The sequence below is a fragment of the Halorhabdus tiamatea SARL4B genome (genome assembly GCF_000470655.1).
Taxonomy (GTDB): domain Archaea; phylum Halobacteriota; class Halobacteria; order Halobacteriales; family Haloarculaceae; genus Halorhabdus; species Halorhabdus tiamatea.
Genome location: NC_021921.1, coordinates 1,763,066 through 1,774,136 on the forward strand (window position 1 = coordinate 1,763,066; position 11,071 = coordinate 1,774,136).

An 11,071-nucleotide genomic window follows, 5' to 3' on the forward strand; every position below is an offset into this window, starting at 1 on the left:
TCCCCCTAGACATCACCGTCGCGTGGATCTTACTCTCCGCGATGTAGTCGACCAGCGGCTCAAAGACATCTTTCCCGCTGTGCTCGTCGTATTGCTCTTCCACCAGTCCCCGGCTCGGCGTCACCGTCCGGAACTGTTCGATCGAAAGCCCCGCTTCCATGACGCAGCGAAACACCTCGCTGGTCAAGTCACGCTCCACCACGTCCGGCTTCACCAGCAGCCGAGACCGTTCGGGGATATCATTGTTACGGGCTCCAAAACGTAGAAATTCTGGCTAGTGCTAAAATAGTGACCGAATTGCTTCCGGAATAACTCAATTTGATGATCCCATAACCACCCCATTACGATAATGTCCGGCGATTTTGTTTGTGAAAGCATCGTCCTTCCGGGAACTTCCGGAAAACCCTCTAATTCTGGAAAGTGCCTCTACTCTGCAGCTGGAAGTTGGGATAACCAGTTCAGGACAGTTTGCTCTGCATCGTCGATATCTGAGACCGAGTTCGTCCCACCGAGGAGATTTTTCACACTCTCACTCGTTACAGCTGGTTCTACAACCGTCGCTTGTTTGGCTTCGGCGACCTGACTACTTCGGGTAACAGACGATCCACTCTCTCCACGCTGACCACAGACGAACTCCACATTATCGACTTCTGCTGGAGCTGCTTCGCGGACGAGCGCTTCGAATAGTGGATCTCCAGGTAGGAGCAGCCGAATCGACGGGAACTGCTCAGCAATCTCTGGGTTGAACGTCACAACAACACCGCTACCCCCTCCAAGCTCTGCCTGAGCTGTCTCTCCGAGCGAATCCGGCATTGCTACTGCATCTTCCTCCGGCAGTTCCAGAACGTATGCATCGTCGACGATATCTTCGAAGTCGTCGGCGCGGTCATGGTTCCGGAGGGCGGTAAACGACCATTCTGTCTCTTCGAGGCGGTCGCTTTGCGTAAGTTGTGTCTCGATCGTCTCTAAGCTCACCAACGGTTCATACGACCGATCACCGGTCCCGATCTCATCGAATGCGGGATAGCAATAGGGTTCCCACCCGTCAAGTCCGGAACTCTCGATTATCGCCTCTCTCGTCGATACCTCTTCTGGCTCACCTGCTAGCCCGGTCTCCTCGGCATTCTCCTGGGCACGTTTTGCCCGTGAGTCCGCTTCTTCGACGACTTGCTCACTTGCATCTCTGGTGTCATCTGACCCGGAACTACCCATAACGGCGTCTTTGATGTCCTGCTCGATGCTGTTCAGTACCGGACGCATCGGTCCAACCACGTTCTCGAACAGCTGTAGCCGTCCCTCCAGTTCCTCGTAGATGTCGCCGTCGATGCTGTCCTTGTAGGCGTAGTTGATGACCTTCACGACCTCGTTCTTCTGGCCAATACGGTCGATTCGACCGATGCGTTGTTCAACCCGCATCGGATTCCACGGCAAATCGAAATTGATCAGCGCATCCGCAGTTTGGAGGTTTAACCCCTCACTCGCGCTATCTGTACAGATCAGGATATTGGTATCCCCGTCAGTGAAATCGCGCTTGATCGCCTCTTTACCGACGTTCACCCACTCTCCGGTTGTTTCGTCGTACTGCATCCCGCCACCACCACTGTACGTACCGACGTTTGGATGCGTGTCTGTCAGCGTCTCACGGATATGCTCGAGGGTGTCGTGATACTGCGTGAAGATGATAATGTTATCACGGGCGCTTTGACGGAGTGAGCGAATGTCGCGGCGCAGCTGCGCTACCTTCGGGTCGGTGTGGGCTTGCCTGAGATCGTCCACGAACTCTTGGAGGGCCGTCCGCTCCGCCTGAATCACGTCGGCGGCACCACGACTACTTGGCTGATAGGCGTCGAGGGACGCTTGGCCGATCGCCTCGTCGATGGTCGCCTCCGTCACTCCGGCGTCCCTACTAAGCTCGGAGACTTCCTCGGTCATGTCCTCAACCTTCTCGTCGAGCTTCTCCATCCGGCGCTGGAGGCTCTGCTTGATGGCGTGGAGACTGCTCGTCAGGCGTTGACGATACGTAGTCATCACGAAGCCCAACGCGAGCTTCTCCTTCCCCGTCAGGACTTTCTGCGATTGCTTATACGTCTCATCAATATACTGCTCCACCTGATCGTACAGCGGGGCTGCGTCACCCAGCTCGATACGTTTTGTCTCGACATCCCGAGTCGGAACCGTATCGTCGAGGAGCCCCAGATCCTGACACTGCTCCAAGACCGCTCGAGTATTCCGGAAGATGCGGGACTGAACCGGTGTCGCCCACTGAGAAGCTTCCACAAGTGCGCTCCACTCCGTTGGCCCACAGTCGAAAATGAGCGAGCGAGGATCGTCAAAGCGAGGGGAGGTTTCGCGCACGCCGACGAGTTTCTCGAGGGCTTTCCGCTGTTGAATTGACTCCGTGTCCGTCGCCTCGACTAGCGCCTTCGCCTGCTCGTCGTAGCCGGGATTCGACGTGAGATGTTCGTGAATGAGTTTCCCGAACCGTTCAATTCTCGGTCGGCCTTCGTCCTCCTCCAGATCGAGCTCTTTCTGGAACTGTTGGAGAACCTGTTGCTGTCCATCGGCTATATTCTGATAGCGAGAGCCGACGGTACTGAGGCTATCTTCGAGTGCTTGCCGTGTTTCGAAGAACTCGACGAATCGGTCCTTGTCGTCCCAACCCTCTGGAAGATCGCACAGTCGAAGGAGATCGTAGAGCTCGCCAACATTCAGCTGCATGGGCGTCGCTGTGAGAGCGTAGAGACACCGGGAGGCCTCTTCGGCCTGTCCGAGCAGGTCGTAGAGTTTCGTCTCCTCGCGAGCACTGTGTGCCTCGTCGACGACCGTGAGATCCCACACACTCTCGTCGGTGCGTGGAGCGACGTGTTCCTGATTACCCTCGCGGCGGGCGGTATGCCACGACTCGATTACGACGGTTAGCTCATCTCTCTCTGTAACGAACGAACCAATCGGCGTGTTCTCCCATGCGTCGGCGTCCACCGCTCCGGATGTGGGGATACGGTGATCCTCCGTGTCTCCGAGAGGACCGATCATGTAATCGCCGTCGTAGGATCGTTCGTGATAGTAGGCGTGGATATTGAAGCGGTCGAGGAGTTCGTTCTGCCACTGCTGTACCAACCCTGCAGGAACCAGAAACAGCGCCTGCTCAGCCTCTCCGACCTGCATCAGCCGTGAGAGGGTCAGGCCTGCTTCGATGGTTTTGCCGAGGCCCACCTCGTCACAGAACAGGAGGTTGTTCGGGTAGATACTGACTGCTGTATCGGAGATCGTTCGCTGATGGGGCCAGGGGGTGACAGTACTGATTTCCTCTGCGAGATGGATTCCTCCCGGTGTGCGTCCGGCGACCGAGACGACGCCAGCGGTATCGTCTTCGGGCACCGTCGTCTGGGGATCGTGATTCTGGACCCGCTCGACGTGTTCCTCGAGTGTTCCATCGGTGTCCTTCCAGTCGATGAGGTCTTGGCGTGCAGCTTCGTCGAGCTCGAAGACATCGACGGAGGGGTGGAAGCCGTTCCAGAGTGCGTTGAACGTCGAGACGTCTTCCTCGACATACTTCGCCTCGCCGCGGCTCCAGGAGCGATGAACTTTGAAGCGTTCGTAGTTGTACTGCCACGCACTGAGCGTCTCGTTGATGCTCCCCTCGAAGCTGATCTTGTTGCCCTCGCGATCGACACCGATGCCGAGCTTCGGGTGGAAGAGTCCGTCACCGCCTTTGGGGTCGCCGACCTTGATTTGGAGGTCGCCGCGATCGAGGAGGGTCGCGATGATGGTGAGCTGGGACTCAACCCACGGTTCGAGGGGTTCATCTGCGTCAGGGAACATCGCTCCCTTCTCGCGTTTCTGGAGATCGGCTCCAGCGATGACACGTACTGTTCCATCAGTCTCGAGGAGGGAGTCAACCCCTTCGAGAGCGTGCGCCAGACTACGCAGACTCAGATAGCCGGCGAGCCGGTCGTAGCGGATAACCTCGTTGAGGAATGGCCGGTAGAACGTCTCCATGAGCGTCCGGTTGGTCCGGAATTCGCTCTCGTACACCGGCTCCCACGAGACGTTCCTGAGGGTCATTATTGGTGATCGCTGAGCTCGGTCTGCCCCTCTTTCGTCATATCGATATGACTGAGGTTGATGTCAAGGTAATCGCCGGTCTCACCAGAGACGAGATTAACAAGAGTTTCACGCATATCAGATTCAGCGGGGAGCACTTCTAGTAGCGCGGTAACTGTCACCTCAAACTCCCGATTGGACTTGAGGTTTCGATCCGAGAGCCACTGCCAAGCTGCGCGCGCTCCCTCCCGCTCGTAGACGTGGATGGCTGAGTGGACAGCATCAATGTTGTAGGTAAACCGTGTGTCAGTCGGGTTTACCGGGTACTTCCGAGAGGACGGATTATCTGCGCTGTCGCTCTTCAGCATGACGATATCTTGGACACGATCAGTGTGGTCCTTTAGCTGGATGTCTTTGCCGCTCTTACCCCAGATTTTTGTTGAACGCTTGATGTTGTCAATATCGACGTTGGCAGCCACGCCCAGCTGTCGCGCCTCATCGTAGGGGATCGTGTCGTTCTCGTATATGAGCCAGGAGAGGATGTACCAGCGCGAAAGCGAGTCAATCTGTTCAATACCGTCCGTCTTGAGGAACCGCTCTGCGAGGACGCCAGTGACCGCCTCTCGGGCCTGACTCAGCGCCTCCCGGGGCCGGATCTCCTCGCCCTTCTTGTTCACGACGGGATACTCCTCGGCGTACTTCTGGAGCGTCGGGCCGTAGGCGGCGATGGCCGTGTCCGTCTTCGAGATGTTGTAGCCTGAATCGAGGATTTCCTCGGCTTGGTCCCGGGCCGCCTGTCGGATGTCGTCCTGGACCTCCTCCCAGAGCGTCCGTGAAGGGGATTGGGCCTCCTCTTTCCGAGCGACGAGGAAGATGGAACTGTCGGCGCTGGCCTTGCCTTGGACGCCGATCCGGTCGGACATCTCCGTCTTGATGGGGTGGGTGGCGGTGATGGTGAACCCCGCACTGATGAGCGCAGAGGTGAGGGTGTCCCACGCGTCCATCTCCCGGTGGGTGAACATGACGGTCATCACACCGCCGGGGCTGAGGAGTTCTTGCACTTCTGCGAAGATCTCCTCCATCTTGCTCTCGTAGTGTTGGTCTGCGAGATCGTCCTTCGACTGCTCGTCGTCGGCGATCTCCTCAAACCGGTACGGGTTCGCCACCGCTTCGTTGTCTTTGTCGGTGAGGTTCGATCCGTAAATCTCGGGGTGGACATCCTCCAGATACTCCTTCTGGATGACGTAGAACACGTCCGAGAGTTCCGCGTACATGATACTGCTGTAGTACGGCGGATCCACGATTGCTGCATCTACGCTTCCCGGCTCCCAGTGAGAGGTCAGATCGGCAGCATCCGAAGAGAGCACATCAGCCGGCTCCATGTCAGTCACGTAAGAAACGAGGGTCTCATAAGAATCGATAACATGGTCGGAGTGCTTCCGATATCCTCGCCGTGGTGCAGACAAGTTGTTGTCCACAGACATTTTCTTCAGAATGAGGTTATTATCGGTGAAGAGGTGGCTACCGTAGCCGAATAGGTCTCGCCACTGGTTCAGTCGAGTGTTGTAGTTCATAGACCGGCTCGCAGACAGAGTGAGTACTGTTAGGAGGGCATTTGCCGTCTCATCATCGTACTCACTACGAATCTCTGGTTTGAACTGCTCGAATGATTTATAAAATTCGTACTGGACTACGAGTTGCCGAGGGGTGAATATGTCTCGCCATTCTTCCATTCCATAACTACTGGGATCACTGATCCGGCTACTCACGTCAACCGGCTCACTCAGGAAGGTTAGAAGGTCAAAGTCAGATTCAACTCGCTCGGCTGCCTTTGCCATCCCCTGTTCATCAAGTTCGTTCCCTGCTCTATATTTGCGCTCTCCTGTGGCTGTTTCGTAGTTTACTCCGTATATGCTGAATTCGAAGTCTTGACTTTTGATCTTCTGCTGTACGCTTTCCTGTTGGTTGATGACCCCACAGTAAGGACACTCGGCACTTTCTCCTCGAAGAGGACCTTCATCAGGATCAAATCCGTCTGGAGAACTTTCTGCCCGAGAATACGTATAGCGAACTGCTCCATCTTCGTATACTGGTACTGTAACATCTCCACCGTCGGAGTCCTTGTTCAGCCACCACTTCGAGACGAGTGGGATCTCCCCTCCACAGGAATCACACTGGATGATGTACGTGAGGGCGGAGTTCAGGATCTGCCGGTCCGGCTCCTCCGTCGGGTAGTATGGCTCGATGTTCTCCTTGGCTGTCTCGTGGATCTTGTCTCGCCACTCCCGGATATCCGGGTCGAGTGAGCCGACCTTCGGCGCATACTCCAACCCCGCTTTCAGGATGAGCGACGGGACGGGGTTCAGTTCGTTGGCCTTCGCCGGGAGGCCATAGCGGATCGCCTCGAAGGGGATGATGCCTCGGCCAGCAGTTGGGTCAAGGATCGTCGGTAACTCCCCGCCCCAAGCCTCCCGGAGCGTTCCCTGCAGCTTCTCTATCTCCGCCTTCGTGGGGGACTGCGTGTTGGGGTTCGGATAGCCGTAGTGGTCGTCGAGGGTGCCGCTCCCCTTCTCCTCGGTGAACTTGTTCTCGACGAACTCTGCGAGACCGCTGTCGAGTTCCTTCGGCCCGATCTTCATCAGCCGGAGGAGTTCGTCGGAGTCGATCTCACCTGGATACACCGATGCGAGAACGGCAAGCCGGACTGCCGGCGTCGGCCGGGCGGCAAACCACTTGTGGAGGCTCCGGAGGGAGTGGTAGCGCCCTGACTCCATGTCTTTCTGGCTCTCGATGTCGATTGCATTCAAGGGTAGCTTCGACTCGATGGCGACGGTATCTGGTACACCCTCTTCGTCGGTGAATGATTGCTCAGACATTGGTTTATTAGATATGATCGGCGAGTAAGACGCGAAGTGCTTTCGTACCGCTTGGGGAGGACGGTGAACGAGCCTTGGCGTGCCAGTAGTAGCATTCACCCAGACTCATCTGGTCGATTCCCTTTGCGACTTCACGGAGACGGTCTCGGCGTCGCATCGGCTTCATCGCACGGAACGCGATCGAAAGCCGAACACCGGCCGCTTCGGGGAGACTCACGCTTGCTGGATCTCCTGTACAGACGGTCTCGGGATCAATACTCAGCTCACGGAAGGTGGATTCGATGAGAAAACTCACCTCGTTGAACGCCCCGCCGCGTAACGTCGCGATACGAATCGCACACCAGTCATCCCAATCGTACGCTGCGTCCTCTGCTCCGGGGAGTTCGGACGGAGAACGGTCGCCGATAATGGCCTCCTCCAGTTCACGTACTGAGACGCTTACTGCTTTTTGCACTCTCTCGAACCGTTCTCGTCGAGCCGTCGCGATATCACGGGGTGCCAGCTCGTAGAGTGTGATTTCGTGCTGGTCGTCGACCCGATCACGCGTCAACACGAACGTCGGCCGATTCCCGTACGCGCCGGTGGTGAAGGCGAACGAATTTCCCTCGGCGATGCCCTGGCTCATACTTGGGTCACCTCGCTGGATTCGATCACACGGATCTGCGTGTGCATCGTGACGGTGAATGCGTTGTCGACAGCGAGCAGTTCGTCGAGCGAATCGAACATTTCCGAATAAATTCGTTCGTCATCCTTTTTGAACTCGATGGCGAACTCTGCTTCAGCGGTTCGACCACCATCCGGGTTCGCGAGGTCCTCAGGTTCCATATTGAACCGGAGGTGATTCGCGAAGACGTCCGGGCGTCCCTCGAAATCGACCTCAAACTCCGATTTCGATTCAGCACCGTCGTTGGCTTCATAATCGAAGTCCATCGTGGTGTCTTCCGCGAAATCATCTGAGTTGCTGAGTTTGTTCGCAGTGAACCACGCGCCCTTCCACGCATCGGCCCCGTTCAGATGGATCCAGACGCCTTCGACGATGGGCGTCAGTTCGTCAGGGTGTCCGTCGTATTCCTCACGAGCGCTAGTGAGCTCATCTGCGATGTCAGCCCGCATTTCCTGCAGGGCCCGAGAGACGTGTGCAGGCTCAGAGGTGCGAACTTCGAGGAGTTTACTGAACGGCTCAGGTTCGTCATCGCCACCTGAACTGCCGCCGCTACTACCGCCAGTCTCCTCATCATCGTCGTCAGTAGTCTCGTCCTCTTGCTCTTCGTCTTCGTCAGGTTCCTCCCAGTCGATTTCACTCCCGACGTCGTCGACCAGCTCATCGAGCGAGGTGTAGAGTGTGTGCGACTGCGAGAGCTTCACGTCCTGATAGCTGAGCCCCGTGTGCAGATTCTTCGCGTCGTCGAGTTCGTGATCGGTTGCCGTGAGCGCCGTCTCGGGCGTGTAGTACCCGGTCTTCTGCTCCTCGTCCCAGTAGGCGTACCCATCTTCACGGACGAGCTGGGCGATCGTCTTTCGCAGTGGGATGGGTGACAGGAGAATCTCCGCATCCTGGCGCTTCCCGAACTGTTCTTCGATTGCTCTCGTCGTCATCGAGGTCGAGCCGACGTTCCAGATCGTCGCCTCGAACCAGTCAACACCGTAGGCGTCCTCTCCTTCGGGGATGATCGCGCCTGCTTCATCGAGCTTCTCGATGACACTCTGATGGATGGTGCTGTCGGTGGTGACGTTCCGATGAGCCAGACCATCTCCAGTCGGGAAGTAGAGATGCGTATACGCCTTTTTGATGTCCTGATCGAGCGTGCCCTTCGCGCTATCAAGGCGTTCACCGAGCTTGTCCTGCTGTTCGGTGTTGAGCTCGTACTGGTCGCCGAGGTTATTCTGGATGTGTTTGATGGCAGCGACGCGCTCTGCGGTCCGCTTCGCGTCGGATACGTCGTTCGCGCTCGCCGCGAGGAAGACGACGTTGTTCTTGAACACCCGTGGCGTCTTCTGTCCGCCACTCGACGATGCTGTATTCTTGAACAGCGTTTGGATTGCCTCGGGGACGGTCTCGTAGTCCGTGATGGTGACCGTATCGAAGTCCATCACGCACAGATGCGCTTCGTCGGCCGTATCCGGGATCTCGTGTGGTTCTTCCGGTCCGACAATCACATTCAGACTACCCTGACCGAGCGCCTCGTCGAGGGCTTCCTCGAGATGCCGTCGGGCGAGCCCGTCTTGCAGTTGCTCGACGACGGAATCGATGAGTTTCGTGAGGTTCGGCTCTGACTTGAACTGGATCTTCTCACCGTTGTCTCCGTGCAGGTAGAAACACGCAGACCGACGTCCCTCTCCAAGGAGGTTATTGAGAGCGTCGTCGTAGTGCGCAAGTTCGACTTCGGTGTTGGCAATCGCGTGTCGAAGAGGCCGGCGTGTAGTGCCGCGCCCGTCGGCGCCCTTCACGATGCTTTTCCAGAGGATTGCCGTCGTCAGATGTGTTCCGAGTGGAGGGTGTCCGTTCTTGACCCAATTCCGGTCTTCTTCCTCTGCGTTCGCCGTGCCATCTTCCGAGAAGATGTCGGCTTTGATTGCGGCCTCGAAGTCCATGTCGACCGACGAGAACAGCCGGAGAAGCGTCGAACGAACGTCCCCATCGGAGGGATGCATATCGAACAGACGAACGAAATGGCGTTCTTGGTAGTCGCTCTGGTGCTGCCAGAGGCGGTAGACTGCGCGGGAGAGGAGCTTGAGCGCACCACGAGTGCGCTGGAACGACGGGAGGGAGTCCAGCTCCTCTGTGAGTGTATCGATGACCGTCGGATGAATCGGGTAGCTGTCTTCGAGGCGGTCTCGGTGTTCCGGGTTCGTCGCACTGTCGGGGAAGGAGTCACGATCACCCGTGTAGAGGGACATATAGGCATCAACAGTCGCATCGCGCCCATCTTCCGCGACGCTCTCGAACAAGCGGTGTCGCAGGACGGCGGCAATCTCGTTGTCCTCCGTCGGCGTGATGGAGCCCTCGACACGGTCGCTGATACTGTTGAACTCAGAGATGGTCTCGGAGACGAGACCACGGACGTCTTCGGCTTGGTCGGCGAAGGCGGTGTCCGCGATACTGAGGACAACAGTGACCTTGTCGTTGTTCTGCGTCGCGGACAGCAGCGACATCAGGAAGGTATTCGTCTGCTTCGCGAGCGTCGAATCCCCGATTTCGACAGCGGCAGCTTGCTCGAGATATGCGGCAATCTCGTCGATGAGGATGAGCGATGGATTGTCGTTCCGCTCGAAGAGCCGCTCGAGTTTGGTTGTTCCTGGAGGCGTTCGGTTCTCGTCGTTTTCGCGGAGGAACTCGTAGCCTTCCCGTCCGAACAGCTGGTAGGCCATTTCGCCCCACATCGTCTTCGTCGCGGGGGCGTCAGGGTCGTCGTAGTTTGAGCGAGCGTCCTCGGCGTCGACGTGTGTGCCCACGAAGACGGCTGAGTTGACGTCGAGACCGAGTGCAGCGGCGTCAGTATACTCATCGGCGATGTCTTGGTCGAGGATGAAGTCAGACAGATCGGGGACAGCACTCGGCGATTCTGCGAGGTGATACGCGGCAATCTGGTTGTGGGTTTTCCCGCCACCGAAGCTGGTGTCGAGTCGGAGAATGCCGTTCGTGCCGGTGTAGTCGTCGTTATGTGCGCCGACGAAACGGGTTGCGAGACGCGTGAGAAGCTCCTGCAGACCGCTAGTGGGGTAGGTTTTCTCGAAGAAGAGTCGAGGGTCCGCGTAGACATCAGGAGCGTCGTCGCTGTGGGCGACGTCCGCGAGGCTAGCCGCGAATTGGTCCTCAGCGAGTTCACCGGTGAGAACGTCCTGTCGAGGTTCGCAGGAGTCGAAAATACTCGGCGGGCGATTCGTCGTGCCGGTGGTTGTGGGCGTATCGCTCATTCGTTTGTCGAGGTGGTTTCGTTGGTGCGTTCTTTGAGGAGCGTCTTGATTACTGAATCGAGGGACGTGTGGTCTTCCTCGTCCTTGATCTCCTCTAGCTGTTCTTTCGTCCAGTCCTGTACCCGTATCATCGGCATAATTGTATCACGAAATGTCCGGTCCCCTGAGTTTCGCGCACAGTAGGTTATCACGATGTATACAGACAGTAGACTTAGTCATTTGGTATATTAAAGATG

5 protein-coding genes and 1 pseudogene are annotated in these 11,071 nt (G+C 57.2%); all 6 read right to left on the minus strand.

The annotated features are described in order from the left end of the window. Nucleotides 1-16: 16 nt before the first annotated feature. Nucleotides 17-238 (minus strand): annotated as a pseudogene (locus tag HTIA_RS17440) (nucleoside-diphosphate kinase); the annotation flags it as partial. Between the two features lie 188 nt (nucleotides 239-426). After that, complete coding sequence (locus tag HTIA_RS08700; RefSeq protein ID WP_020936257.1) at nucleotides 427-4,035, minus strand: DEAD/DEAH box helicase; 3,609 nt, start codon at nucleotides 4,033-4,035, stop codon at nucleotides 427-429. A 29-nt stretch (nucleotides 4,036-4,064) separates the two neighbouring features. Further along, the gene (locus HTIA_RS08705) at nucleotides 4,065-6,920 is read right to left on the minus strand and encodes a DUF1156 domain-containing protein (protein WP_008524481.1); all 2,856 of its coding nucleotides are present in this window, start codon (nucleotides 6,918-6,920) and stop codon (nucleotides 4,065-4,067) included. 7 nt (nucleotides 6,921-6,927) lie between these two features. Beyond that, the gene (locus tag HTIA_RS08710) at nucleotides 6,928-7,545 is read right to left on the minus strand and encodes a DUF7680 family protein (protein WP_008524483.1); all 618 of its coding nucleotides are present in this window, start codon (nucleotides 7,543-7,545) and stop codon (nucleotides 6,928-6,930) included. After that, the gene (locus HTIA_RS08715; RefSeq protein ID WP_008524485.1) at nucleotides 7,542-10,835 is read right to left on the minus strand and encodes an ATP-binding protein; all 3,294 of its coding nucleotides are present in this window, start codon (nucleotides 10,833-10,835) and stop codon (nucleotides 7,542-7,544) included. The genes HTIA_RS08710 and HTIA_RS08715 overlap by 4 nt, the downstream gene beginning before the upstream one ends. Next, the gene (locus tag HTIA_RS16835) at nucleotides 10,832-10,972 is read right to left on the minus strand and encodes a hypothetical protein (protein WP_008524486.1); all 141 of its coding nucleotides are present in this window, start codon (nucleotides 10,970-10,972) and stop codon (nucleotides 10,832-10,834) included. Before HTIA_RS16835 ends, HTIA_RS08715 begins: the two co-directional genes overlap by 4 nt. Between the last annotated feature and the right edge of the window lie 99 nt (nucleotides 10,973-11,071).

What these genes read in the sequence shown, in the direction of transcription:
- HTIA_RS16835 (WP_008524486.1), bottom strand. Translation starts at nt 10,972, where the DNA reads ATGCCGATGATACGGGTACAGGACTGGACGAAAGAACAGCTAGAGGAG.
- HTIA_RS08715 (WP_008524485.1), bottom strand. Translation starts at nt 10,835, where the DNA reads ATGAGCGATACGCCCACAACCACCGGCACGACGAATCGCCCGCCGAGT.
- HTIA_RS08705 (WP_008524481.1), bottom strand. Translation starts at nt 6,920, where the DNA reads ATGTCTGAGCAATCATTCACCGACGAAGAGGGTGTACCAGATACCGTC.
- HTIA_RS08710 (WP_008524483.1), bottom strand. Translation starts at nt 7,545, where the DNA reads ATGAGCCAGGGCATCGCCGAGGGAAATTCGTTCGCCTTCACCACCGGC.